Origin of the sequence: Acinetobacter sp. 102 (genome assembly GCF_037028485.1) — a bacterium.
Taxonomy (GTDB): Bacteria; Pseudomonadota; Gammaproteobacteria; order Pseudomonadales; family Moraxellaceae; genus Acinetobacter; species Acinetobacter higginsii.
This window is the reverse complement of record NZ_JAZEZK010000017.1, coordinates 59825-84924: the sequence shown is the minus strand read 5'-3', so window position 1 is coordinate 84924 and position 25100 is coordinate 59825. Positions and strand designations below refer to the sequence as shown.

20 protein-coding genes and 2 pseudogenes are annotated in these 25100 nt (G+C 42.6%); 11 read left to right on the top strand and 11 right to left on the bottom strand.

The window, feature by feature from the left end; genetic code table 11:
* The first annotated feature begins 8 nt into the window (after positions 1–8).
* The 3 genes from smc (at position 9) to ligA (ending at position 6615) form a co-directional block, all read left to right on the top strand.
* A complete protein-coding gene (gene smc / locus WA352_RS16430) occupies positions 9–3512 on the top strand; it encodes a chromosome segregation protein SMC (RefSeq protein WP_033134406.1) in 3504 nt (1167 codons plus the stop codon).
* 1 nt (position 3513) lies between these two features.
* The gene (locus WA352_RS16425; RefSeq protein WP_033134407.1) at positions 3514–4515 is read left to right on the top strand and encodes a cell division protein ZipA C-terminal FtsZ-binding domain-containing protein; all 1002 of its coding nucleotides are present in this window, start codon (positions 3514–3516) and stop codon (positions 4513–4515) included.
* 72 nt (positions 4516–4587) lie between these two features.
* On the top strand, positions 4588–6615 hold the full coding sequence (ligA, locus tag WA352_RS16420; RefSeq protein WP_005312571.1) for an NAD-dependent DNA ligase LigA: 2028 nt from the start codon (positions 4588–4590) through the stop codon (positions 6613–6615).
* A 70-nt stretch (positions 6616–6685) separates the two neighbouring features.
* Here ligA and WA352_RS16415 read toward each other — a convergent pair whose 3' ends face one another.
* On the bottom strand, positions 6686–7741 hold the full coding sequence (locus WA352_RS16415) for an SDR family oxidoreductase (RefSeq protein ID WP_033134408.1): 1056 nt from the start codon (positions 7739–7741) through the stop codon (positions 6686–6688).
* Positions 7742–8094: 353 nt separating this feature from the next.
* On the opposite strand from WA352_RS16415, the gene ftn reads away from it, so the two are divergent.
* Positions 8095–8559 carry a heteropolymeric bacterioferritin subunit Ftn gene (gene ftn / locus WA352_RS16410; RefSeq protein WP_033134409.1) on the top strand — a complete coding sequence of 155 codons (465 nt, stop codon included), beginning with the start codon at positions 8095–8097 and terminating at the stop codon, positions 8557–8559.
* A 102-nt stretch (positions 8560–8661) separates the two neighbouring features.
* On the opposite strand, the gene WA352_RS16405 is transcribed toward ftn, so the two are convergent.
* The 9 genes and pseudogenes from WA352_RS16405 to benA form a co-directional block, all read right to left on the bottom strand.
* A complete protein-coding gene (locus tag WA352_RS16405) occupies positions 8662–9930 on the bottom strand; it encodes an OprD family outer membrane porin (protein WP_033134410.1) in 1269 nt (422 codons plus the stop codon).
* A gap of 45 nt (positions 9931–9975) precedes the next feature.
* A complete protein-coding gene (locus WA352_RS16400) occupies positions 9976–11334 on the bottom strand; it encodes an aromatic acid/H+ symport family MFS transporter (RefSeq protein ID WP_033134411.1) in 1359 nt (452 codons plus the stop codon).
* 480 nt (positions 11335–11814) lie between these two features.
* Positions 11815–13008 carry a benzoate/H(+) symporter BenE gene (benE, locus tag WA352_RS16395; protein ID WP_033134412.1) on the bottom strand — a complete coding sequence of 398 codons (1194 nt, stop codon included), beginning with the start codon at positions 13006–13008 and terminating at the stop codon, positions 11815–11817.
* 56 nt (positions 13009–13064) lie between these two features.
* Positions 13065–13850, bottom strand: a complete 786-nt coding sequence (gene benD / locus WA352_RS16390) for a benzoate diol dehydrogenase BenD (RefSeq protein ID WP_033134413.1) — start codon at positions 13848–13850, stop codon at positions 13065–13067.
* A gap of 21 nt (positions 13851–13871) precedes the next feature.
* A pseudogene (benC, locus tag WA352_RS16385) lies at positions 13872–14789 on the bottom strand (benzoate 1,2-dioxygenase electron transfer component BenC); the annotation flags it as partial.
* A 13-nt stretch (positions 14790–14802) separates the two neighbouring features.
* Positions 14803–15480, bottom strand: a complete 678-nt coding sequence (locus WA352_RS16380) for an IS1595 family transposase (RefSeq protein ID WP_005202474.1) — start codon at positions 15478–15480, stop codon at positions 14803–14805.
* A 48-nt stretch (positions 15481–15528) separates the two neighbouring features.
* Positions 15529–15633: pseudogene (locus tag WA352_RS16375) on the bottom strand (benzoate 1,2-dioxygenase electron transfer component BenC); the annotation flags it as partial.
* Between the two features lie 73 nt (positions 15634–15706).
* Positions 15707–16207 (bottom strand): benzoate 1,2-dioxygenase small subunit, encoded by a 501-nt coding sequence (benB, locus tag WA352_RS16370; protein ID WP_033134415.1) that lies wholly within the window; start codon positions 16205–16207, stop codon positions 15707–15709.
* Complete coding sequence (benA, locus tag WA352_RS16365) at positions 16204–17586, bottom strand: benzoate 1,2-dioxygenase large subunit (protein ID WP_005191113.1); 1383 nt, start codon at positions 17584–17586, stop codon at positions 16204–16206. Before benA ends, benB begins: the two co-directional genes overlap by 4 nt.
* A 249-nt stretch (positions 17587–17835) precedes the next feature.
* Between benA and WA352_RS16360 the strand changes: the two genes are divergently transcribed.
* Entirely contained in the window at positions 17836–18795 is a 960-nt protein-coding gene (locus WA352_RS16360; RefSeq protein WP_005205529.1) for a LysR family transcriptional regulator, read from the top strand.
* 78 nt (positions 18796–18873) lie between these two features.
* On the opposite strand, the gene WA352_RS16355 is transcribed toward WA352_RS16360, so the two are convergent.
* Positions 18874–19449 (bottom strand): peroxiredoxin, encoded by a 576-nt coding sequence (locus tag WA352_RS16355; protein ID WP_005312598.1) that lies wholly within the window; start codon positions 19447–19449, stop codon positions 18874–18876.
* A gap of 134 nt (positions 19450–19583) precedes the next feature.
* Between WA352_RS16355 and WA352_RS16350 the strand changes: the two genes are divergently transcribed.
* From WA352_RS16350 to bioD, 6 genes are all read left to right on the top strand, one after another.
* On the top strand, positions 19584–19913 hold the full coding sequence (locus tag WA352_RS16350) for a DUF6176 family protein (protein ID WP_033134416.1): 330 nt from the start codon (positions 19584–19586) through the stop codon (positions 19911–19913).
* Positions 19914–19955: 42 nt separating this feature from the next.
* The gene (locus WA352_RS16345; RefSeq protein WP_033134421.1) at positions 19956–20678 is read left to right on the top strand and encodes a hydrolase; all 723 of its coding nucleotides are present in this window, start codon (positions 19956–19958) and stop codon (positions 20676–20678) included.
* A 330-nt stretch (positions 20679–21008) separates the two neighbouring features.
* Positions 21009–22304 (top strand): adenosylmethionine--8-amino-7-oxononanoate transaminase, encoded by a 1296-nt coding sequence (gene bioA, locus WA352_RS16340; RefSeq protein WP_033134417.1) that lies wholly within the window; start codon positions 21009–21011, stop codon positions 22302–22304.
* Positions 22291–23445 carry an 8-amino-7-oxononanoate synthase gene (locus tag WA352_RS16335; RefSeq protein WP_033134418.1) on the top strand — a complete coding sequence of 385 codons (1155 nt, stop codon included), beginning with the start codon at positions 22291–22293 and terminating at the stop codon, positions 23443–23445. The genes bioA and WA352_RS16335 overlap by 14 nt, the downstream gene beginning before the upstream one ends.
* Entirely contained in the window at positions 23442–24230 is a 789-nt protein-coding gene (gene bioC, locus WA352_RS16330) for a malonyl-ACP O-methyltransferase BioC (protein ID WP_033134422.1), read from the top strand. The genes WA352_RS16335 and bioC overlap by 4 nt, the downstream gene beginning before the upstream one ends.
* Positions 24227–24868, top strand: a complete 642-nt coding sequence (bioD, locus tag WA352_RS16325) for a dethiobiotin synthase (protein ID WP_033134419.1) — start codon at positions 24227–24229, stop codon at positions 24866–24868. Before bioC ends, bioD begins: the two co-directional genes overlap by 4 nt.
* Positions 24869–25100: the final 232 nt, after the last annotated feature.

Below are 25100 nucleotides of genomic sequence, written 5' to 3'. Positions count from 1 at the left end.
AGGGCAGTATGCGTTTAAGCAGTTTAAAACTTTCAGGCTTTAAATCTTTCGCCGATAGTACAACATTACATTTTAAGGCCAACCGTACTGCAGTGGTTGGGCCGAACGGTTGTGGTAAATCAAATGTCATCGATGCAATTCGCTGGGTTATGGGCGAGTCCAACGCACGTCAATTGCGCGGTGGCAGTATGCAGGATGTCATTTTTACCGGAACAGCCAAACGCAAACCTGTCGGGGTTGCCAGTGTTGAACTTCGTTTTGACAATACCTATGGCAAATTAGGTGGTGCTTATAATGCTTATAGCGAGCTGGCTGTCCGTCGCCAAGTCACCCGTGAAGGTAAATCTGAATATTTCTTAAATGGCACACGTTGCCGTCGTCGTGATATCACTGATATTTTCTTGGGTACAGGTTTAGGGCCGCGCTCTTATGCGGTGATTGAGCAGGGCATGATTAACCGTCTGGTCGATGCCAAGCCTGAAGAAATGCGCGTGTTTATTGAAGAAGCGGCAGGAGTGTCTCGGTATCAGGCGCGTCGTCGTGAAACCTTGCAGCACTTAGAGCATACTGAGCAAAATCTGGCGCGTTTAGACGATATTGCTGCTGAACTAAAATCCCAACTGAGAAGCTTAAAGCGCCAGTCTGAAGCCGCAATTCAATATAAGACCTTAGAAGGGCAGATTCGAACTTTAAAAATTGAAATTCTTTCGTTCCAAGCCAATCAAAGTCAAAAGCTACAACAAGAATATACCGTTGAAATGACGGCATTGGGTGAAAACTTTAAGTTAGTTCGTTCAGAATCTCAAACAATTGAACACGATCTTGAAGCCACCAGTGCTTTATTCCAACGCTTAATTCAGCAGTCTTCACCCTTGCAGCATGAATGGCAACAGGCCGAGAAAAAACTGTCTGAATTAAAAATGACCTTGGAACAAAAACAGAGTTTATTCCAGCAAAACAGTACCAGCTTGCTGCAACTTGAACAGCAGAAAGTACAAACCAAAGATCGTCTGCAACTCTCTGAATTACAGGTTGAAACCTTAAGCACTCAATTTGATGAGCAAAATGAAAGCTTGCTTGCCTTAGAGCAGCAGACACAAACGGCTGAGCAAAATTTTACTGATGTTCAGGCACAGCACAAGCAAGCACAACAGCAATTTGAACAACTGAAAGCCCAAGTCGATCAGCAACAACAGAAAAAGTTGCAGATGGCAGCGCAAATTGAGCAGTTGGGTAAGAATGTTCTGCGGATTGAGCAGCAAAAGCAGACCTTGCAAACGCAAAGCACTCAGATTCGTGCTCAGGTTCAGGATGATGAACAGGCGCAGTTAGAACAATTACAGCAGCAACTGCAACAGGAAATAATTGCGTTAGAAACCGCGATTGAGCAATTACAGCAGGATGTTCAGACCCAGCAAGATCAACAACAGTTGCAGAAGGCTGATGTGCAGAGTCTGAAAACCGAGATTCAGGTTTTATTGTCTGAACAAAAGAACTTAACTCAGCTCGTCGCAAAGCAAAGTCTGAAGCATGATCAAAATGCAGTTCGATTGATGCAAAGCCTACGTTTAAGCACTCAAGCTAAAGCGCATGCAAACATTATTGAGAAGTTCTTGGCCAAGTGGCTGCAAGCGCATTTACTGGATGGTGAACAGTCATTTCAGGAAGGTGTGGCTCGACAGTTAAAGAATCCCTCTTGCGGAACTACAACCGTTCCTCATCCCTTTGATAAAGGGAGGAGTTTCCCTCTTTCTCAAAGAGGGGTTAGGGGAGATTTAAAATATCTATCAGATTGGATCGAAGCCCCACAATCTTCACTCTGGGCCAATGTAGCCGTTGCAGAGAATTTAGCGATTGCGTTGGAACGTCAAGCGGATCTCCAGCATACACAATCCATTTTAACGCTTGATGGTTATCATGTCGGCGCCGATTGGGTGATTGCGCTGCACTATGATGAAGACAGTCAAACTGCGCAGGGCATGCTCAGTCATCGAGTCCGTTTAGAAGAAATTGAACAGCAACTGGCACAGCAACAACCGCAGTTGCTTGATTTGGAACATCAGTTTTCTCAACAGCAGCAAACGTTGCAACAGAAGCAGCAGACTTTGCAGCAACAACAGCAGAGTTTGAAACAAAAGCAAAAAGAGTTACAACAGCTGGATGTGCAAATTGCCAAACTGCAAAGTACGGCACAGGCCTTTGTGTTGCAGCAACAGCAATTGGCAGATCAACTGAAACAACTTGATGCGCAGCTTGAAGAAGATGCCATGCAGCGTGATGATCTAGAAATTGATCTGCATGCATTAGCAATCAAATTAGAAGCTGTATTGCCGAATTATAAAACTTTGCAATTTCAGGTTGAAAACTTGAATGAACAGTTGGATGAGCAACAACAGCAGTTGAGTCAGCAACAGCAGCAACGTGAAGCTTTACGTCGTCAAACCTCGCAAGCCAATCAACAAATTGAATTGTTAGAGAAAGATATCTCGTTCCTGAAAACGCAATATCGTCAAATCATTGAACAAATCGAGCAGGCCAAGAAGTTTGTTGATCCGATTCAGCTTGAGCTACCAAACTTGGAATCGCAATTCCAACAGCAATTCCAGCAAACCGAAAAGCTGCAAAAAACCTGGAATGAATGGCAACTTGAACTCAATCAAGTGCAAGAGAAACAGCAGCAACTGACGGAACAACGCCATCTAGCCCAACAAAAAGATGAGCAGGTGCGCGAGCAGCTGGAACAAAAGCGCTTGGCTTGGCAGGCGGCGAAATCAGATCGTGAACATTATCTGGAACAGTTGAAAGAACTTAATGCGGAAGCTTTATCTGATCTGTCAATTGAAATTAAAGATCATCAGCAGAAACTGGAAAAAGCCCAGCAGCAATTCGAGAAAATCGGTGCAGTCAATTTGGCGGCTTCATTGGAATATGAGGAAGTGTCGCAACGTTTTGATGAGTTGAGTCATCAGATGCAGGATCTACAAATTACGGTTGATCAGCTCAAAGATGCGATGAAAAGCATTGATCAGGAAACCCGTAAACTGTTTATGACGACTTTTGATCAGGTCAATCAAGAGTTACAACTGCTATTTCCAAAGGTGTTTGGTGGTGGTGAAGCGACTCTAAGCCTTGAAGATGATTGGCAGTCTGGGGTCAAACTGATGGCGCGTCCACCCGGCAAGCGTAACAGTTCCTTGGCCTTGCTTTCAGGTGGTGAAAAGACCTTAACCGCTTTGGCTTTGGTGTTTGCAATCTTTAGATTGAACCCTGCACCGTTCTGCGTACTGGACGAAGTTGATGCGCCACTTGATGATGCCAATGTACAACGGTATTGTAATTTGGTAAAAGAGCTTTCTGAACAAGTGCAATTCATTTACATTACACATAATAAATTGGCGATGACAATGGCAACTGATTTACTTGGAGTCACCATGCCAGAGCCAGGTACATCAAAATTAGTGACTGTCGATTTAGAACAGGCAAAAGAATACGGGTTAGTTGCGGAGTCTTAGTATGGAAATGAATACAATAATAGGCATTGTTGCCGCCGTTGCGATTATGCTCGTTGGTTTAATCATGATTTTAAGAAAACCAAAACCAGTTGAGCCGTCATTAGAAGCAGAGTTACATATTAATCCTGAAAGTCAGCAACCTGTGATCCCACGTCACGTACGTGACCAGCTTTTACAAAATGAAGTAGTGACCACAACTGAGCGTGTTGAGCCAAGTTTAAATACTGAAGCAATTGTATCGGAGCATGTGGCAGAGCAAGCCGTTGATGCAACTAGTGTTGAAACCAAAACGACGGAAGTAGAAACTGCTAAAGCAGATGAGGCTGTTGAAGCTGTAGCAGAGCTGGAAGCGGCTCGAAAAGATGAGACAGTAGCAGCCGAAGCAGAAACAGCAATCGTCTCTGAAAATGTAGAAGCTACAGAGAAAGCAGAGGAAAGCAAAGCGGAAGCTGAGCTGAGCTTAAATCCAAATATTGAAACCGTCGCGATTGAAGAGTTTGATGGCGAAAGTAATATTCTGGATGTGCATTTACATGAACAGCAACGCTATGATGATGAAAGTGCTTTAGCAACTGCAGAGCAAATCATTGCCCTGAATGTTTATCCGAATCCACGCCGTGCCTTGTCAGGTGATAAAGCACTTAAAGTATTATTGAAATACGGTTTACGTTTCGGTGAAATGTCATGTTTCCATCGTTATGAAAATACCGATGAACCAAGTGCCTTGATGTTCTCAGTATTGCGTATGACGGATAATGGCCCAGCTGGTTTTGATCTGGAAACCTTATCTGGTGAGCAGGTGCAAGGTCTTGCATTCTTCTTGGCATTACCAAACAGCAAGGCGGTTACGGGTTATGACATGATGACCAGTATTGCGGGTTTAATTGCGCGTGAAGTCGATGGTAAGGTCTATGATGAAAATAATCTGGAATTTACGCCGCAGTTAAAAGAACATTGGCGTCATCACGTGATTGATTATCGTCCAAATCAAGCAACAGCTTAATGAATCTTTTATAATAAATTCAGTGAAAAGTTATAGGGCGGTTTTTCCGCCCTTTTATATGGTGAAATTTAAATGGAACACAACTCAGTCATTGAGCAAATGCGTCAGTTGATTCAACTGATTGCAAAACACAATCATGCTTACTATGTGATGGATCAACCCTCCATTTCTGATAGTGAATATGACCATTTATTTCATCAACTGAAAGCCTTAGAACAACAACATCCAGAATGTATTCAGGCGGATACACCGACCAATAAAGTCGGTGGTCAAGCGCTGTCAAAATTTGAAAGTGTGACTCATGCGGTGCCAATGCTGTCATTGGGCAATGTCTTTAATCAGGAAGATCTGTTTGCCTTTGCGCGCCGTATTGATGAACGTTTACCGAATCAAAAAGTCCAGTATGACGTTGAACTGAAACTCGATGGTTTAGCGATTTCACTGTGGTATGAAAATGGTGTCTTGGTTCGTGGTGTCACTCGTGGTGACGGTGAGACAGGCGAGGATATTACCCAGAATGTTAAAACCATTCGGAATTTGCCGAAAGTATTATCCAGTCAACATCAAGCGATTCCAGAGTTTCTGGAGGTTCGTGGTGAAGTATTGATGCCAAAGCAAGGCTTTGAAAAGCTCAATGCTGATCAGGAAGCCAAAGGTGACAAGACCTTTGCCAATCCGCGTAACGCTGCAGCAGGAAGCTTGCGTCAGCTTGATCCAAATATTGCAGCTTCACGTCCATTGGCGTTCTATGCTTATGGAATTGCGCAGTGTGTACCGAATCATGGTCTTGAAACCATGCATGACAGTTTGCACTGGTTAACCCGATTTGGTTTTGAAATTGCAGAACGTCAATTTCTGTGTGCTTCGATTGAAGAAGTACAACAACGTTATGAACAGATTCAGCAAGAACGCCCAGACCTCAAGGTTGAAATTGACGGTATGGTGATTAAGGTGGACAGCCTTAAACAGCAACAACAGCTCGGCTTTCTGAGTCGTGAACCGCGTTGGGCAACGGCCTATAAATTCCCAGCTCAGGCTGCACTCACCAAAGTTGAAAATATTGATTGGCAAGTGGGGCGTACAGGCACACTAACACCTGTCGCGCGTTTAGCACCCGTCTTTGTTGGTGGGGTAACCGTATCAAATGTGACCTTGCATAATATTGGTGAAATCCATCGTTTAGATGTGCGTGTTGGCGATACTGTGAGTGTCTACCGTACCGGTGATGTGATTCCAAAAGTTGAGAAAGTTTGGGCTGAGTTCCGACCTGCCGATGCGGAGATGGTTCATCTTCCGACCAATTGTCCAGTTTGTGATTCACCCGTGGTGATGCCAGAAGGTGAGGCCTTAGCACGTTGTTCAGGTGGCCTGTATTGTGCAGCACAACGGATCGAAGCCATTCGTCACTTTGTTTCACGTAAAGCGCTGGATATTGAGGGCTTGGGTGATCGTTGGGTCGAGTCACTTTTGCATCTCGACTTGCTCAAAGATGTGGCTGATATTTATCATTTACACGAGCATCGTGACACCTTATTGACCATCGAAAAAATGGGTGAGAAATCAGTTCAGAACTTGATTGATGCGATTGAAGCGAGCAAGAAAACCACTTTGGCGCGTTTTATCTATGCCTTGGGGATTCGTGGTGTTGGTGAAACCACAGCACGTATGTTGGCCAATACCTTCCAGACGCTTGAAGCGTTGAAAGCTGCGGATATTGAAGCCCTCAAGAAAACCCCTGATGTCGGTGATATTACTGCAGAATGGATTGCCGACTTTTTCCAAGCACCGCATAACATCGAAGTGTTGGATCGTTTGATGGCAGCAGGCATTCATTGGGATGCACCGACTGCACCAACGCGTCAGCCTTTGAATGGTGAGAGTTGGGTGGTCACAGGTACATTGGAAAGTATGGGGCGTGACGAAGCAACGCAGAAACTTCAAGCCTTGGGTGCGCGTGTCAGTGGTAGTGTGTCTAGTAAAACCAAATGTGTGGTTGCTGGTGAGAAAGCAGGTAGTAAGCTGGATAAAGCGCAAAAACTTGAAATTCGAGTGTTGAATGAGCAAGAGTTTTTAGAGTTTTTGCAGCAGTATGAAGTCTGATTCTCTATCTAAATTTTGAGTCAACACGAACTGATAAAAAAGGCGGCATTTATGCCGCCTTTTTCTGATATTAAATATATTTTTTCACAATGCCATCATCCAGCAATTGCTGGAAATGCTCACAGACACTCTCACGCACATCGCGATATTCAATGCCGAGTTCTTTGACGCTACGTTGCGCATTAAAATAGATTGGATAACCCATATTTAATTTTACAAACTCACGTGAATGACCGAGGATTGGCGCCACAAAAGCAAAAGCGGTCTTTGGCACAGTAAAGTGTGGCAATGGGAATTTATAACCAAACTTTTGTGTGAGTGCTTTGCCCATATCCAATAAGCTGAGTGTGCCACCACAAATAATATAACGGCCTTGTGCTTTTGGATTCAGTGCTGCCGCCACATGTGCATCCGCAACATCACGTACATCGACAATACCATTCCACATCGGCGGTACACCAAATAAGGTGGTGCCATTACCAAACTGTTGTAATACTTCAATACTACCTGACTGGCTCGCATCGGTGAGGGAAGGCCCCATCACTAAGGCGGGATTAATACAGACTAAATCCCAACGACTTTGTTGTTCAGCCATTTCCCATGCTTTGCGCTCAGCAGCAACTTTTGAATAAGGGTAGGGCTGATGGGTTTCACTACTGGTATTGTTCCAATGGCTCTCATCAAATTCATTATTGGCGGTATTTTGAATCTCAACTGCATCGCCATAGGTTGAAGCAATGCTTGATGTCAGCACCACACGTTTGACCGATTCAGTGCGATTGACACTGTCTAATACGTTTTCTGTGCCTTTCACCGCAGGCTCAATAATGTCTTTGACTGCATCTTTATAATTGGTCACCACAAATGGAGATGCGGTATGAATCACGATTTCACAATCTTGCATTGCATCATCAAATGAACGCGGTTCAAGCAAATCTGCTTTAAAAAATTCAATCTTCCCAGAAGATTGATCTGCCAGATTATATAAATGCTGAATCTTATTTTTCTTTGATGGGTCACGCACTGTAGCATGAACCGTATAGCCTTGATTCAACAGACGTTCAATAATCCAGCCTGCAATATAACCCGTCGCGCCAGTGACCAAAATTGGTTTGCTTTTATCCATTGTGGTTTCCACATTATGTTTTTGTGATTGCTGTTATTTACCGAATTTTGCTTAAACAAACAACAGCTGAGCAGTCATTTTTTATGCTTTTTTGATCAAAACATCGGCGAAATAAGAAGCATTGCTAATCGTTACAAAAAATCAAACAAATGATTTTCAATGGAATTATCTCTTTTTAAAGTGATAAATGATATGCAAGGGCTTATTTTATTTAGATAAATTGGGCTAATTAGAACTGTAAATGCGTATGTTTCTCATTTTAATTTTATAAAAATCATAAACTTACACACTTTTATTTTTGCAATTCTATTGTAACTTGGCCATAATATTGTCATTCGATAGGAGTAAGTATTATGCGTGGCAATCCCGAAGTCATCGACTATTTAAATATGCTCATTGGCGGTGAATTGGCTGCTCGTGATCAATATTTAATTCATTCAAGAATGTACGAAGATTGGGGCCTGAGCAAAATCTACGAGCGTATTGACCATGAAATGCAAGAAGAAGCATCTCATGCGGATTCAATCATTCGTCGTGTGTTGTTCTTAGGTGCTCAACCGAACATGAATCGTGAAGATATTAATGTCGGCAACGATGTTGTTAGTTGCTTAAAAGCGGATTTGGCACTTGAATATCATGTACGTGAAAAACTTGCGACAGGTATCAAACTGTGTGAAGAAAAAGGCGACTTTATCAGCCGTGATATGTTGCGTCAGCAACTTTCTGACACAGAAGAAGATCATACCTATTGGTTAGAAAAGCAATTACGTTTAATTGAATTGATTGGTTTGCAGAACTATATTCAATCACAAATTTAATCGATTAGATTGAAATTGTGATGCATAAAAAGAGAACTTCAAATGGAGTTCTCTTTTTATTTTAGGGGGGATAAATTGTTTACTCTACTGTCAGACTAAGACTTAGAATTTTTTACTATAGTTCACGAATAAACGATCTTCGCCAAAGTCATTGCCATGTTTCACATCATAGTCAATGCGAATGTACTGTAGTGCAAAACCTTTGAGATAAGGCTGCTGAAAAGTATAGTTCACAATAATATTGGACTCGGTTTCATGATTTTTGTCACCATTGGCTGCCTTAAAATCATGACCATAGACATATTTCACCATCGCATTTAGCCCAGGCACATAGTCCTTAAAATCATAGCCATAGATCAGGTGATAAGACTTTTCATTTTTTTTGAAGAAGCCTGTGGCATTCCAGTTGATAAAATAGGTTTCAGGCAGGAAACCATCAGGTAACGGATAGGCAGACTCTCCGATAATCTGTTGATAGCCCAAACCAAAAGACTGATTATTCACTTTCAGCATTTCCAAGATTCCAATATTTTGCGCATCAATATCAAAGTTGCTACCGTCATTTTTGGCATTGAAATATTTAAACTTAGAATTCAGCGTGAAGTTGGCTTGTTTCCATGTATGGTCTAGCCCAAGGTAGTGTTTATTGTAGAGGTCTTCTAAATTACCAAAGTAGTATTCGGCCTTCAGCGATGGCGTGAGTTGATAACGCAGATCCAGATAATTCAAACCATCAGAATATTCAGTTTTGCCATTGGCAGTAAAAGAAAATTTCTTAAAATCTTCTTCATTACGCGGTGACACTTTGGTCACTCGGCCTATTTCGGCATAGAGCTGATCAGAAAGCTGTGACTTTAAATTAGTCCCCCAATATGATGCCAACAACTGGCGACTGGCATCCACCGCCGTCACAGGAAGATCCAGCCAGAGTTCACCGACACTGAGCAGTGTTTTGTCGTAACCCAGTTTGAGGGTCGCGCCATATTTTAAATAGTCAGATGCTTGTGATTGGGTTTGGGGATCAAAGGGCAACACCGTATCCGCCACATGCTTGTCTTTGCTTAAACGTACTGCATATTGCACCGAAGCATCCGCCCCGATGGTGATTGCTTTGTCTGCGATTTGTAGGGGAGTATCCTGCATATTTGATTTGTAGAATAAAGACGCTGCCTGTGACCAGCTACCGGTATCTTTCAGGCTTGGATTGTCATAGTCACGATTAATATAGGCATTTTTAAGTGTGAATTTCCATTGATCTTGAGTTGGCTGAGCTGTCTCCGCAGCCAAAGCAACCGAGCTAGACCAGCTACCCATTGCCAATAGGGTTGCAACCGTTAAACGCGTAGGGGAAAAGCGCTGTAATAATTTCATAGTCCATATCCGAAGTCAGTGCGCCAGTCCTCGGCGCACATGGTTTTATTGCTGAGTCAGTGAAGATTGTGGGTTAAAGCTCGTCGCAGGTTGAGCCGCTACCGAGACTTTTAAATTCACCAAGAAGATGGCGAGAGCCGCAATAATGCCGGGAATCGCGATGGCGAGAAAATTCATTTGATGAGGCAATTCAAAGGTCAGCAGAGCACCAGTTAGGACAGGGCCGATGATGGCACCGATTCGGCCAATACCCGAAGCCCATCCCATCCCAGTTGAACGTACTGCGGTTGGGTAGAATTGCGCCACAAAGGTATAGAGCAGAATCTGTGAGCCAATCGTAGCTGCGCCTGCGATTGCAATCAGGCTGTATAAAATAAATTGTGGGCTATTAAAACCAAGTAAGATCAGGGCAGCCGCGCCGATCACAAACATGCTGGTAATCACGGGTTTTAAGTGGAATTTATCCGCTAATGCACCACCGCCAATCGCGCCAACCATACCTCCAATATTCAGTGCAAACAGGAACAGCATACTGGCACCTAAAGAATAACCCGCCTGTAACATCAGTTTTGGTAACCAACTACCTAATGCATAGACCATCAACAGACACATAAAGAAGGCTACCCAAAACATAAAGGTGCTGAAACTACGACCTTGTTGGAATAGGGCGCGAACGGGCGCATCAGTCGTGGTAGTTTCATTTAGAACCAGTTCAGAATGATTGCTTAATTCAGTTTCGGGTGCGATTTTACTGACAATCATTTTGGCTTGATCGTGATGATTCGATTTCACTAAGAAAGCCAGTGATTCAGGCAGAAATTTCCAGATCACAGGCAACAGTAACAGCGGAATGCCCGCAATTAAAAACATGATCTGCCAACCCATATCTTTGACTAACCATGCACCCAGTAAGGCAGAACTCATCCCGCCTATGGCATAGCCACTAAACATCAGTGCGACTAAGGTACTGCGGATTTTTTTCGGCGCATATTCAGTCATCAGAGCCACGACATTCGGCATTACACCACCAATGCCAAGCCCTGCGATAAATCGTAAAATGGCAAATTCAGTGGGGCTTTTCGCAAAAGCACCCAAGAAGGTAAAGCCACTAAATAAAGTGACACAGATCATAATGGTTTTTTTACGCCCCAGTTTGTCTGAAAGCGTGCCAAAAATCATGGCACCAAACATCATCCCGAACAAAGCTGCGCTGGCAAGCAATCCCGCTTGCACTGCAGTCAGTGACCATTGCTGCATCAACAAGGGTAGAGCTACCCCGTAAATCACCAGATCATAACCGTCAAAAATAATAATGATGAGACACCAGATTAATACTTTCCAGTGGAATGCCGTAAAACGGGCTTTATCAATAATGTCATTAATATTGACCTTATGTGTATCCATTGCTTCACCTCCAATTTGTGAAGTACCGAGTTATTTTTTATTAAGCTATTTTGTTATTGGGTGAGAGTCAAAAACCTAATTGATATATCTTTATGTCTTTAAGGTATTGTGACTTTATTTGATTAATATATTGAAATTTATGAATTTATTGTTTTTGTTTTAATTTATTTTTAAATATGGGTGAAATATTAAATGGTGAGAATTTTAACTATTTTATGATGTTTAAATCTCATTTTTGCAATTGAAAAATCACTAAATAAACTTATAGCGTGATTAAAATAAGTCAGATTATTTTATTTTACCTATTGGTTAAAATAATAAAAATAATGATGAGCATTTAATTAAGTTGAATGAGGGGGAGACTTTAAAGTGAGATTTTTAAAATTGCCTTACTGAATTTTGATTGCTTAGCTTTAGTGGGCAAAGCAGTCTGTTATTCGAGAGTAAGGCGGAGAGTCGAGGGAGTTGTTCTCTTTTTTCTTATGCAGATTGTGTTGGCTTACGCTGGGTGAGAATGAAATGAGCAATCACCCCAATACAAATGCCCCAAAACACTGAGCTTAATCCTAAAAAATGCATCCCTGAAGCTGTGGCAAGAAAGGTAATCAGTGCGGCATCGCGCTGTTGGTCATTTTTCATAGCAACGGCAATATTGGTGGAAATTGCACCCAACAAAGCCAAGCCTGCTAACGCAGCAACCAATTCTTTCGGCAGTAAGCTAAACAGCATCACAATACTGCCCGCAAACAGCCCACCGAGAATATAGAAAATTCCATTGGCAATCCCTGCGATATAGCGTTTTTCTTTCAGTTCATGCGCATCTTTACCCATACATAATGCTGCTGTAATGGAAGCGAGTACAATGGTAATACCGCCAACACAAGCCACGGCTAAAGAGGCAATACTGGTTGCAGCAATAATTGGTTTGGCAGGCGTGTCATAGCCACTCAGTTTCATAATCGCCATACCCGGTAAAAATTGACCTGTTAGACTCACCAAAATCAAGGGCAGTGCCAGATTCAAGGTCGAACCCCATGTCCATTCAGGGCTGATCCATTGTGGAATGGCAAGGTTAAAACTGATTTCAACAGGATTCATTTTACCCAGAACCAAGCTCAAAAAAATTCCAGCAGCCAATACCCAAATCATGGTGTAGCGAGGCATCAGCCGTTTAGCGATCAGAAACACAATCAACATGCTAAACACAATCAGTGGCATGCTATCTGTGGCTGTAAACAGATTAATGCCAAATTGGAACAAGATGCCTGCCATCATACCTGCGGCAACATCTTGAGGAATCCATTTCAGTAGTTTGTCAAAACAGCCTGTAATCCCGATCAGAAAAATCACAATCGCAGAAGTGATATAAGCGGCGACTGCTTCATTTAGCGAAATATCAGGAAATAGCGTGACCAATAACGCCGTTCCTGGGGCAGACCACGCGGTAATGACGGGGGTTTTATATTTAATGGAGAGATAAATCCCTGCAACTGCCGCACCTATTGAAATGCCCCAAATCCATGACACCATCATCTCTGTTGAGACATGGGCACGTTGTGCCGCCTGAAAGAAAATAATCAGTGGCCCTGAATAGGAAATCAGCACCGCAAGAAAACCCGCAATCGTGGCCGAAATTGACCAATCTTGTTTTAATGTTTTGAATAAAGTTGTCATTGGGTGATGGCCTCCATGCACATCCTGTACTTTATCTGAAATGCAAAAGATCAGGGCTAACCCTGATCTCCACCTCCAACTGGGATGACGCTGCCTGTGATATAGGAGGCATCATCGGATGCAATAAAGACAATCGCTTTGACCTGTTCCTCAATACTGCCATAACGTCCCATGAAGGTGCGATCTATGGTTTGATCCACCACTTGTTGCATCCAGTCTTTTTCATTTTGACTGAGTGGGTTGCTATTACGCGGCACTTTACGTGGTGGGGCTTCGGTTCCGCCTGTGGCAATGGCATTGACGCGAATTCCATCTTTGGCATGTTCAAAGGCCAGCGATGCCGTCAGTGCATTAACGCCACCTTTGGCTGCAGAGTAGGGAATACGGTTAATTCCGCGAGTCGCAATCGATGAAACATTGACGATCACGCCTGCCTGTTGTTGAATCATTGCAGGCAAGACGGCTCGACAGCACCATAAAGTTGGAAACAAAGAGCGATTCACTTCCTTGATAATTTCCTGTTCAGAAAATTCCTGAAAAGGTTTCATCCAGATTGCACCACCGACATTGTTGATCAGCACATCAACTCGGCCAAACTGTTCAATGGTTTTGGCAACCATACTTTGCGCACCTGCAAAGCTTTCCAGATCGGCTTGAATGGTCATGGCATCAGCCCCTAAGGCTTTGACTTCGGCTAGTACCTCTTGCACATAATCGGAAAGATCAGCCAGAACCAGTTGCGCACCTTCTGCCGCCAGTCGTAGTGCAACACCACGACCAATGCCCTGAGCACTGCCTGTGACAATTACCACTTTATGCTTAAATCTTTGAGTTTGAGACATGGCTTGGTTTTCCTGTAGCTATTAATTCGCAGAGAACTTTTCGAACAGGAAATTGGCTGGTTTGATCTGTTCAGCATCTAACCAGCCACGAACGGCTTCGACCATCGGTACGGGGCCACACAGATAAACATCAACATCGCCACTGTTTAGCCATTCAGATTCGATATGTCCTGTGACATAGCCTTTACGTGCATGCTGACTGTCAGGATGTGCAACGACTGTTCGATATTCAAACCAAGGGAATTTCGCCTGTAATTCGGCTAATTTTTCCAAAGCCACCAGATCAAAATCGTTGGTCACGCCAAACACTAAACGTACAGGTTGGGTTGAACCTTTTTCTTCCAGTACCTGCAGCATGGACATAAAAGGAGCAATGCCTGTTCCACCTGCCAGCATCAGCACAGGACGAGTGACATTACGCAGATAGAAACTGCCGAATGGTCCGGTAAAGCTCATCTTGTCGCCTGCCTGCGCAGCCTTGCTTAAGAAATCGCTCATTTTGCCATTTGGAACATTACGCACAACAAAGCCAGTGAGGCGGTTGCCCGGCTTTGAGCTAAATGAATATGAACGGGTTTCGCCTGTTTCAGGAATAGCGACATTGACATACTGCCCTGCAAGGAAATGAATATCGGGTTGACCTTCATCCAGTTGAATATCAAAAGTGATGGTTGAGTCAGAAAGATTTTCGACCCGAGCCAATGTGCCTTGGAAAGAATGAATTTCGGTTTTACAGACATCTGATGACGCCTGAATTTGGAATACAGCATCTGAGCTTGGACGACATTGGCACGCCAAAATATAACCTTGCTCTGCTTCTTCTGGGGTAAGGGCATCTTCGATATAGCTTTCTTCTGGCATGTCATAACTGCCAGATTCGCAGAATGCACGGCAAGTACCACAGGCACCATCACGACAGTCCAACGGGATATTAATTTTGGGGCTTAGGAAGTTAAAGAGGATCATTGCGGAGTAGTTTCAGCAAATCGAGGTATAAATTACTATGCCGATGATTGAAGCGATACTCCGTTTCTTTAAGATGTAGATAAAACATCTTTTTGTCAATCCCATTAAACTTAATAAGCCTTTTCTTAGCATAGCCCCAGAATGATTCTATACCGTTGATATGACGCTCTCCACAGGCAAATTCATTGTCACCATGATTTACTCTTAAGTGCTTATCAAAGCCAATATCTACTAAACCATCATATCCCCGCCATCCATCTGTATTAATGACTGAATCAAGTTCTATATGCCCACGGATAATGCCTTGTAGCGTAGCTTTGGAGCAATCTGGTACAATTTCTGTGTATACATTTCCATCTCGTTTAAGCAAACCAAATACAATGGTCTTTCCTGACGCCCCACGACCTCGTTTACCACGAACACGACGAGCACCAAAGTAAGATTCATCCAATTCAACGATACCATTGAAGGGAGATATTTCTTCACATTGGATAGCAATCTTTTTACGCAATTTGATATAAATTGTATTGATAGAACGTACAGAAATATTGGTGAGTTTAGCGGTATCTGAAGCAGTAAAATCCATGGCAAAAAAGCGAATGATCTGCCTGAATTTTGCTTCTGTGATTCTTGAACGGGAATAGTATCTATTTTTTGCTTTCATATAAGGAAGTTACCATACTTTTTAATATGCTTAACTTCCTAAGCCCCTAATTTTTTGACGATAAGCTGCATCAGACAGGGTTTCGCCTTGAGTAACACTGATAAAACGTGTCACACCATCTTCAAATTGAAGTGCTACATTGTGGTTTGACATGAGACGTATCCTACAAAATAATTTAAATTTGGGGCCCCAACCAACAGTCCATTTGGCTGAGGTGACCTATTTTTTACAGGTGGTAGATATCAATCACTTGATTAATATAGTCATTTTTAAGCACCACATATTTGCTCAGGATTTTCGGTTCATCACCCGAACAATCAATCACATAACGTGACATGCCAAAGTAGCTATAGGTGGTTTTGTAGCGGAAGCTCAAGGTATTCCAGTTGAAGCGAACCGTGAGTTTATCGCCGTCGCGTTCAATCACTTCAATATTGGCAATATTGTGGCAAGTACGGGTATCAGGCATGGTGGCAGAAGAGCGTTCGGTTTTGATTCGGAACACACGATCTTCTAAACCTTGGCGATCTGGATAATAAATCAGGGAAATTTCAGACTGTGGATCTTCGGTGAGCTGATCATTGTCATCCCACGCTGGCATCCAAAAACTGGCTTCAGGCGCATAGCAACTCAGCCAATCATCCCATTGTTCATCATCTAAAAAGCGTGCTTCGCGATAGAGGAATTGGGCAATATTTTCCAAGCTGCTTTTATCTTGAATACTCATGCGTTTTCTCCTTGAGCAGCAATTTGCTTCTCAGCGACAATGGCGTGTTTCATGGTATGCAACCAGTACTGATGTTGTGCCAGATAGAGGCCTTCATCTTCGGTTTTAATTCCGCTTAACATCGGTTTAAGCCCAATTTCATTGGCTGCATCATCAGGGCCATAAATCCAGTGTTTTGAACCACGGCACATGTCATTCCATTCCAGCGCGATACCTGCATAACCAGCCTGACAAGCACGGAATTCTTCTAGGTCATCGGGTGTCGCCATACCAGAGGCATTGAAGAAGTCTTCGTATTGACGAATACGACGCGCACGTGCCTCTGGGGCTTCCCCTTTCGGTGCAATACAGTAAATCGTGACTTCAGTGCGATCGACTGAGATAGGACGTAACACCCGAATTTGTGAACCGAACTGATCCATTAAATAGACGTTTGGATAGAGACAGAGATTGCGCGAACGTTCGATCATCCATTTCGACATGGCTGCACCATATTTCTCGGTATATTCATCTGCTTTCGGGAAGTTTGGACGATCTTCTGGATTGGCCCATTGTGTCCATAGCAACATATGACCATTTTCAAAACCATAAGAACCACCACCTTGCTTGCCCCAAGACCCAGCGCTCATGGCACGAATATTATCGGCAGCTTGTGTTTCTTTGCGATGTTGTGTGGTTGCGGCATAGTTCCAGTGCACCGCTGAAACGTGATAACCATCAGCCCCATTTTCAGCCGTGAGTTTCCAGTTCCCTTCATAGGTATAAGAGGAGGTGCCGCGCAGAACTTCTAAACCATGCTCGGATTGATCAACAATCATGTCGATAATTTTGCTGGTTTCACCCAAAAATTCTTCAAGCGACGGTACATCTGGATTGAGGCTGCCAAACAAGAAACCTTTGTAGTTCTCAAACCGTGCGACTTTTTTCAGATCATGCGAACCGTCTTGGTTAAAGCAATCTGAATAACCTGCTTCACTTGGGTCTTTAACTTTGAGGAGTTTGCCTGAGTTGTTAAAGGTCCAACCATGGAAAGGGCAAGTGTAAGTGGCTTTGTTACCGCGTTTATGACGACAAAGTTGGGCACCACGATGTGAACAAGCATTGATCATGGCATTCAGCTCGCCGTTACGGTTGCGCGCGATGATGACTGGTTGACGACCAATATGTGTGGTGTAGAAATCGTTGTTATTGGGGATTTGGCTTTCGTGCGCAAGATACACCCAATTGCCTTCGAAAATGTATTTCATTTCGAGATCAAATAGGGCTTGATCGGTAAATACTGAGCGATGCAGTTTAAATTCACCCGTGTCGATATTATCGACCAGTAATTCATCAATGCGGTCAAGATGGCTGGTATTGATTACAGGAATACGTGGCATGTCCGTTCTCCGACTTTCCAAAACTGTGGAAGTCATCGAGTTGCGCTAAAAGCGTCTCGATATCCTAATAAGTTGAATGTGGCGAGTGTTGTGGCTTGAACCGATAAGGATGAATGTGGGCAGCTGGAATCTAGCGGAAGCGATTCATAACTTCATCGGTTTATCTCTTGTCTATACCTTAAAAGAATGAGTAAACTCTGTCTAAGACCGAATTTATATTTTTATATATCTTAAAGGTATGGAAACCTCATGGAATTACGTCATTTACGGTATTTTGTTGCAGTTGTTGAAGAACAGAGCTTCACCAAGGCCGCAGAAAAACTATTTATTGCTCAACCCCCTTTGAGTCGACAGATTCAAAACTTGGAAAGTGAGTTGGGTATTCAACTGTTTGAGCGGGGTAGTCGACCTCTACAAACCACACCTGCGGGACATTTCTTTTATCAGCACGCGATTAAACTTTTGTCTAATGCTGAAGAAATTAAAAGTATGGCAAAACGGATTGGGCTGATTGAACGCAGTGTCACCATCGGTTTTGTCGGGTCGCTGCTTTATGGTCTTTTGCCACGGATCATCTATTTATTCAGACAACAGCAGCCACATCTCAATATTCAACTGGTTGAAATGAGCACCACAGAACAACTGCAAGCTTTAAAGGAAGGACGCATTGATGTGGGCTTTGGACGCTTGAGGATTAGTGATCCTGCGGTCAGACGGATTTTATTGCGGAAGGAGCGATTGGTTGTGGCGGCGCATACCAGTCATCCCATTGCACAGCGGACGGAAGGGGTTTATCTGGCAGATCTAATTGATGAAAAGATGTTTATGTATCCCACTTCGCCGAAGCCTAATTTTTCGACGCAGCTTTTGAATATCTTTGCCGAGCATAGCCTCGTGCCAAAAAATATGCATGAAGTACGGGAAATTCAACTGGCCTTAGGGTTGGTAGCCGCAGGTGAAGGCTTGTGTGTGATTCCTGCCAGTGCCGATACCATTCGCTTTCCTCATTTGAACTATATTCCGATTTTAGACAATGGCGCCGTCAGCCCAATTTTTCTGACTGCACGGGCAATGGATCGCAGTGAAGACCTACAGCTGTTATTTGATTGTGTTTATCAGGTCTATGATCTGGAAGGTATTCCGTATCAACGTACCGTGTTTACACTGGATCAGAACCCGATTGATGATTCCAATGGCATTGATTATTAAACATGTATAAAAATGCCTAGACTTCAAACAGCTAGGCAGATGATCACTCGATAACTTGACTCAGAATCTTCAAAGCGATTATTTGCTTTGTAAGGTTTTTAAATCTTTCAACACTTGATCGGCATGAGTTTGAGTATTCACGCTGGTGTAGTGATACATCACCGCGCCTTGAGGATTAATCAAAAAACTCTCACGTTTGGCAATTTTAGTAATACCCAAGTTTCGTACGATGCCAAATTTAGTGGCTAGTTCACCCTGATCATCTGCAAGAATTGGGAACGGTAGGCCAAGTTTTTCTGAGAATTTTTGATGTGATGCAACATCATCCAGACTGACACCCAGTACCACAGCATTTGATTTGGTAAATTGTGGATACAGTGATTTAAATTGATTAGCTTCTTGGGTACAGCCTGCAGTGTTGTCTTTAGGATAGAAATAAAGTACCACCCATTTGCCTTTATATTGATTTAAGGTATGCCATTTGCCAGTTTGATCTTGCAGTTTAAAGTCTGGTGCAGATTGCCCAACCCATTCTTTTTGAGCGGTATCTTGCTTTGAAAATAAGGTACTTTGTGCGCTACTAAGTGTTGGTGAGCTGAGTAAAAAAAGTGAACTACATAAAACGAGAACTTTGGACTTTATCGTATTCATCATGTTGATCTCAAAGTGTAATAGCAGCTACTTTAGCAAATTTAGAGATTGGATGGGGTAGAAAATTCTTTACAGGGTTTTGCTCTGCTTTATATATTTCAATTGAATAGCGATTTAGAAAAAGAAAAGGAAAATCAATGGATGTTGGTGCAGTTCTGATTAAATTAAAAGCAAATAGGCAGGCTGAGGTCGAGGCTTGGCAGCGAGAAATTCAACAACGCAAAGTAGAAGCCATTCAAACACTTCAAGCAGAAGGGGTAACCGTTGAATCTTGGTTTCAACTTGAATTGAATGGCGATCATTATTTGCTCGCCTATATGCGTGCCAAAGATATTGCTCATGCTCAGCAGGTGGCGAGAAATAGTTGCTTGGATATTGATCAAGTTCATCGACAGTTCAAGCAACATTGGGAGCAAGTGATTCCAGCGCATCTTTTGGTAGATTTGGAAAATAATGAGGAGTGTTAATCAGGGTATACTGCGTTGATGTTTTTGGAAATGAGCAAGCACGTGACCTATAAGATTCTACTTATCACAGGATGGGGCGGTGGTGCCGAATTATTAAAACCTTTACATGAGGCTTTAGAACAAAAGGGACATAGCGTTGAGCGGCTTAATATCTTTAATGCGCTGGATGATGAGATATTGCAACAGCATGTCGAACTTGCAGTGAAGTTTGATGTGATTATTGGATGGTCGCTTGGTGGACAACTGGCAACCTTACTGGTCGATCAAATTCAACAACAATATGCTGAACCGAAAGTTTTAATCACTTTAGCGTCGAATCCATGTTTTGTGGTTAAAGCAGATTGGACAACTGCGATGCCTGTTGAAACCTTTATCCAGTTTAAACAATCATTTGAACAGGATGCAATTACCACGCTAAAACGGTTTGGTTTATTGGTGTGTCAGGGTGCAAGTTCGGCAAAGAAAGATTTCGTAGCTATGCAGAAATTGATTCGTCCACAACCGATTGCATTGCTTAGAGATGGGTTACAGTTGCTGGAGCAATTAAACTTGGTTGAGTTGTATAAAAATTATCAGGGTAGGCAGTTGCATGTCTTTGCTGAGTATGATGCTTTAGTTCCTTACCAAATTGTGCAAAAAACTGAAGATTTAGCTGCAAAGAATCTATCTGTTGTTTCGATCGATGGAGCTTCACATGGTTTTCCATGTTTTATGGTTGAGCAGACTGTGCAAATAATTGAAGATTTTATTCAACAGACGGTTTAATCTTGCTTGAATTGAAAGTTCTCGCAATATATTTTAGATTTTGACACGTTTAAGATGTTCACAAGTTCTTCTGTATGAATTTTCCAAAAAATTGATACTCGGTAAGGTCATCCACAACCTGCGTGGTTATCGTAAAAGTGATGAATATGGATGAGTAGATATACTTGGATGGGATCAAGAAGTGAACAGGTTTTGTGGATGACGAATGGTTTTGCCTACTTTTCCCGAAAGAAAAGTAGGTCCAGCTGAAGGCTTATCCTGAAATTGGATGAGTACTCGGAATGACACTGTACAGCACATCATTAAATATTGAATTTACAGAGGTAAAGGATGACAGACCCATTTGATTTAGAACATATATGGCATCCCTATACTTCGATGTTAAATCCACTGCCAACCTTTAAAGTCAAACGTGCTTATGGCGCAACCATCGAACTGGAAGATGGTCGAGCTTTGGTTGATGGCATGTCGTCATGGTGGTGTGCGATTCATGGCTATAACCATCCTGAACTCAACCAAGCGGTTACAGATCAATTGCAGAACATGGCGCATATCATGTTTGGCGGTCTGACCCATGAACCTGCAATTGAATTAGGCAAATTATTATTAAAAATCACGCCGCCGAATTTAGATAAGATTTTCTACGCAGACTCAGGTTCGGTTGCCGTAGAAGTAGCGTTAAAAATGGCAGTTCAATATTGGGCTGCATTAAACAAACCAGAAAAAACCAATTTTATTACCACCCGTTCTGGCTATCATGGCGATACCTGGAATGCGATGTCTGTCTGTGACCCAGTCACGGGGATGCATCAAATTTTTGGTACAAGTTTACCGAATCGAATTTTTGTACCCGCGCCACAAAGCCGTTTTGATGGCGAATGGAATCCGCAAGATATTCAGCAACTCAAACAGCAGATTGAACAGCATCATCACAGTATTGCTGCATTGATTATCGAGCCAATTGTTCAGGGTGCAGGTGGGATGCGTTTTTATCATCCTGAATATTTACGTCAAGCCAAAGCATTGTGTGAGGAATACAATTTATTGCTGATCTTTGATGAGATTGCCACGGGTTTTGGACGTACAGGCAAAATGTTTGCATGGGAACACGCGCAGGTCGAACCCGATATCATGTGTATTGGTAAGGGCTTAACAGGTGGTTATATGACATTGTCTGCGACCTTAACCACCAAGCAAGTGGCTGAAAGCATTAGTCGTGGTGAAGCAGGCGTGTTTATGCATGGCCCAACCTTTATGGCGAATCCACTGGCCTGTGCGGTTGCATTAAGAAGTACACAACTGCTGGTGGAACAGGATTGGCAAGCCAATATTCAACGAATTGAACAGATTCTGGCTGAACAGTTAACGGATTTAGCACAGCTCGATCATGTTGCTGATGTACGGGTTTTAGGGGCGATTGGCGTGGTTGAGTTAACCACCAATGTCGACATGAAAACCTTACAGCAACAGTTTGTTGAACGGGGGATTTGGGTACGACCATTTGGAAAATTGGTCTACGTGATGCCGCCGTATGTGATTAGCGATGATGAACTCCATTATTTATTAGCACAGATGAGTGAAGTGGTAAAAAATATGCAAGGAGTAAATGCCAATGTCCTTGCTTGATCATTATGCCGAGCAGCTTGACTTACTTAAGCAACAGGGTAATTTCCGTAAATTCACTGCAAATGAGCAATCTGGACGATGGATCACGATTCAAGATCGAGCCATGTTGAATCTCGCATCCAATGATTATTTAGGTTTGGCCGCTGATTTAACTTTAAGAGAAGAATTTCTTGATACGTTGAAAATCGAACGAGCGCTCTTTAGTTCATCTTCTTCACGCTTGCTGACGGGTAATTTTGCAGAATATGAACAATTTGAAAATAGCCTAAGCAAAGCCTTTGGTCGTGCTGCCTTACTCTTTAATAGTGGCTACCACATGAATATCGGTATTTTGCCTGCTTTATGTGATAGCAAAACCGTGATTCTGGCCGATAAACTGGTACATGCCAGTATGATTGATGGCATTCGACTTTCGACTGCTCAATATGTACGTTATCGCCATAATGATTTGCAGCATCTGGAACAGTTATTGCAAAAGTATCATCAAGATGAGCAAGTTGAACGCATTCTTGTGGTGACCGAAAGTATTTTTAGTATGGATGGGGACGAGACGGATTTAGCTGCATTGGCGCAGTTAAAGCAACGCTTTGCCAAAACCATGTTGTATGTCGATGAAGCCCATGCGATCGGCGTCAGGGGTGAGCAAGGTCTGGGTTGTGCTGAACAATATGGGGTGTTGGATCAGATTGATTTCTTGGTGGGTACCTTTGGTAAAGCAATTGCCTCGGTAGGCGGCTATATCATTTGTGATTCAATCATTCGTGATTATCTGATCAATAAAATGCGCCCATTGATTTTTAGTACCGCTTTACCACCGATTTCGATAGCATGGTCAGATTTTATTTTTAATAAAGTGCTGAGCATGCAGCAACAGCGTCAGCATCTGGCTAAGATCAGTCAATATTTACAACAGGCTGTGATTGCAAAAGGTTTCTCGAGCCCATCTAGCAGTCATATCATTCCGATTATCTTGGGTGAAAGCCAAGCTGCGATTGAAAAAGCACGCTATGTACAACAACAAGGTTTTTATGCCATGCCAGTACGCCCACCAACAGTGCCACAGAATAGTTCACGCCTGCGTATTTCATTAACTTCTTTGGTGCAAAAAAATGAATTGGAACAATTGGTGGAGTGTTTGTGAGCATCAATAAAGCACTGGTGGCCCAACGTTTTGCCAAAGCAGGGCAAAGCTATGTCGAGCATGCTGTGGTACAGAAACAGATTAGTGCGCAGTTATTTGAATACCTTAAAGAGTATTGTCCGCAAAACTTGGATTCAGTCCTAGAGATTGGCTGTGGTTCAGGCAATCTCACCTATTTATGTGAGTCTTATTTTCAGGTTGAGCAACTGTTCTTAAATGATTTATATGCAGATGTCGATCAGCATTTTTCAAATTTTAAATCCCCTCTAAATCTCCCCTTTGTTAAGGGGAGACCTAAGGTTGATTGGTTGATCGGTGATATTGAGCAACTGATGTTACCGCAATGTTTGGATGCAGTGATTTCCAGTTCAGCATTACAGTGGATGATTGACCTACCTGCTTTATTGCAGCGAATTTATGCGGCATTAAAACCCAATGCATTTTTCGGTTTTTCTACTTTTGGGCCTGACAATTTGACTGAAATTAAGCAGTTAACAGGACAAGGTTTAACTTATGTTGACTTAGAATCTTTAAAGCGACAGCTTGAACAGCAAGGCTTTGAAATTCTATTGATACATCAAGATCATAAGCAGGTTTATTTTGATCATCCAAAATCTGTATTGCAGCATTTAAAAGCCACAGGCGTGACCGCAACAGCTCAATCACATCGTTGGACCAAGCAATCCTTGCAGCAGTTTTATTTAGATTATCAACAGTTTTATGATGAGCAGGGGTTTCGTCTGACTTATCATCCGATTTATGTGATTGCACGGAGAACAGCATGAGTGCAGCAATTTATTTTGTCAGTGGTATCGATACTGAAATTGGTAAAACTTATGCCACTGGTTATCTCGCCAAACTTTGGACCGAACAGGGACAGCGTGTCATTACCCAAAAATTAGTACAAACGGGGAATGTAGATATCTCCGAAGATATCGAAAAACATCGTGAAATTATGGGCAGTGGTTGGTTTCAGGAAGATCATGAAAAGCTGACTATGCCTGAAATTTTTACTTATCCGGCCTCGCCGCATTTAGCTACACGTTTGGATGGACGTGATCTGAATTTTGCCAAGATCGAAGCTGCAACCAAAGAGTTGGCTCAGCGGTTTGAGGTGGTGTTGTTAGAAGGTGCTGGTGGTTTGATGGTGCCTTTAACTACAGAGTTGTTGACGATTGATTATATCGTTCAGCATCAATTTCCTGTGATTTTAGTGACTTCTGGGCGTTTAGGAAGTATTAATCATACTTTGTTGAGTTTAGAGGCTTTAAAGCAGCGTGGTTTGAGTTTGCATGCTTTGGTGTATAACTTAAGGGATGAGTCGAAAGATCCACTTATTTCGAAAGATACCGCAGATTATTTAAAAGCTTATTTGGCAAAGCATTTTCCAGAAGCAGAATGGGTTGAGTTGGAAAAATTCTAATTTAATTCATTAAATTTAGAATCTTATTCAATAGGGTGAACCACAGCGTCTTCCCGAGTTTTCTCAAATGAATACCACATTATCTTACTTTTCAGGGATGAAAAGTAACAAAAATCCTTTGTAGGGCTGACGGTATATCCTTATACCGCAGCCCTACGGGCGGCATCCATGCCGCCGTCACGATAGCTAATAGATTTTGGAAGCCATTTAATTAATAAATTTAAGGTGACTA